Consider the following 1,807-nt stretch of genomic DNA (forward strand, 5'->3'; position numbering starts at 1 on the left):
GTGCTCCACCTGCACGCCGAAGTTGTAGCCGTGACGCGCAGTGTCGAAAGCGCCACTGTCGGACAGCGCCGAGCCGGCCGCCAACTGGCTGGCCGCCTGCTGCGCCGCGCGGTTCCAGCTGGCGTAGGTGTAGTACAGGCGAAACTCCGGGCGCGCCCAGAAACCGGGACCGGCCGGCGACCAGGTCGGGGCGATGGTGAACTTGGTCAGCTTGCGCGTGCCGTCTGTGGCGTCGACCTGATCGTGGCCCAGTTCGCCGACCAGCTTGAACTGCTCGGTGAAGGCGTAGCTGGTACGTCCGCCCACCGACAGCCAGTCCTGATCGTCGCCGTCGGGCCGGGTGTCCTTCTGGTAGACGAACTGCACCTGGCCGCCGAGGCGCGGCGTGGCCTGCCAGTCGAAGTATTCCACCAGGCGCCAGCTCTTGTTGTCGCGATCCAGGGTGACGTCGCCGGTATAGCCCAGGCCGGTGCCCGGGCCGCGGCCGTACTGCAGGGCGAAGGTGTTGACGCCGCCGAGGAAGTCGCTCTGCTTGTGCTGCGCGGTGACCGCCCAGCCGCTGTTGGCGCCGGTGCTGTCGGGCTTGTCGATGTAGCTGACGCCCAGCTCCAGCTCGCCGCCCGGATTGACCTTGAAACCGGCGACGTTGAAGTCATGGCGGTTGATATAGGGCTCCTGGAAGTAGCTGTCCTTGCGCGAGAAGGCGTAGCTGTACTTCAGGCCGCCGTACTCGAAGTCCTCGATACCGGCGCCGGTGGCGCTCTGGTTCCAGTAATAGAAGTCGCTGATATGAATGTCGTTACGCTTGTAGAAGCGGCGTCCGGCCCACAGCGAGCCGCCGTTCAGCGCCGGCACCTTGCTCCATTCGGCGTACATCTGGTTCATCCGCGCGAAGCCATGGTCGCCGGTGAACTCCGGGGTGTGGCCGTACTGGTTGTACAGCTGGGCCATGCCCTCGATGCTGAAGACCGAACCGTCGTCCAGGGTCAGCAGGTCCTGGCGCAGGTCCAGCTCGATGTACTGCTCGCACTCGTTGCCCAGGCGGTACTTGGACGGCGCGCCGGGCAGCTGGAAGCAGGACTGGCTGCCGCCGTTCTCCGAACCGCCGGCGCCGCTGCGCATATAGCCGGTGAACTCCAGCGCCTGCACCTGAGGGGCGGCCAGCGCCAAGGCCAGCAGGCAGGGTATCGCGGGGCCGCCCAGGCCGAGCGAGTGAAAGGCAGCTTGCGGTGTGGTCTTCATCGTTGCTCCTGATTGTTTTTATTTTTTACGGATGCTGCGGTTAACCGCCGCAGCGACGGGTTCGTTGATGCGCAAGACCTGGGCGGCCCCGCGACACCCTACGGGAGAAGGCGCGTCGATACCGCGGCGCGGCTCACCCTCTCTTCAACTGCGCCACCTTGCCCTCAGTGGCCTGGCGCTTTCCCGGGCGCAGGCGCTCGCCGCTGGCGGCGTCGAACAGCAGCACGCGCGCCGGATCGAACTGCAGCTCCAGGCTGGAGCCGGCCTGCGGCGCGGCGTCCGGCGCCAGGCGGCAGCACACCTTGGTCTGGTTGAGGCTGACGAACACCAGGGTGTCCGGGCCGGTCGGCTCGACCACCTCGACCTCGGCGCGCAGGCTCGGCAGCGCCGCAGCGGCGCCGGCCAGCTGGATCTGCTCGGGACGCACGCCGAGAATCAGCTCGCGCCCTTCCAGCTCCGCCGCCGCGCCCAGCGGCAGCTCGCAGCGCGCCTGACCCGAGTCGAGCAGCCCAAAGCACTGGCCGTCGCGCACCTGCGTGCGCAGCGGGATGAAGTTCATCGGCGG

General features: G+C 67.8%; 2 protein-coding genes. Both read right to left on the minus strand.

All coding sequences use genetic code 11. The annotated features are described in order from the left end of the window. Positions 1-1,122: carbohydrate porin (locus N878_RS19355; protein ID WP_256218109.1), on the minus strand; the 1,122-nt coding region annotated here is incomplete at its 3' end. A 253-nt stretch (positions 1,123-1,375) separates the two neighbouring features. Next, a partial coding sequence (locus N878_RS19360) for a TOBE domain-containing protein (RefSeq protein ID WP_036988329.1) occupies positions 1,376-1,807 on the minus strand: 432 nt, incomplete at its 5' end.

Origin of the sequence: Pseudomonas sp. EGD-AK9, from assembly GCF_000465935.2 — a bacterium.
In the GTDB taxonomy this organism is placed as follows: Bacteria; Pseudomonadota; Gammaproteobacteria; order Pseudomonadales; family Pseudomonadaceae; genus Aquipseudomonas.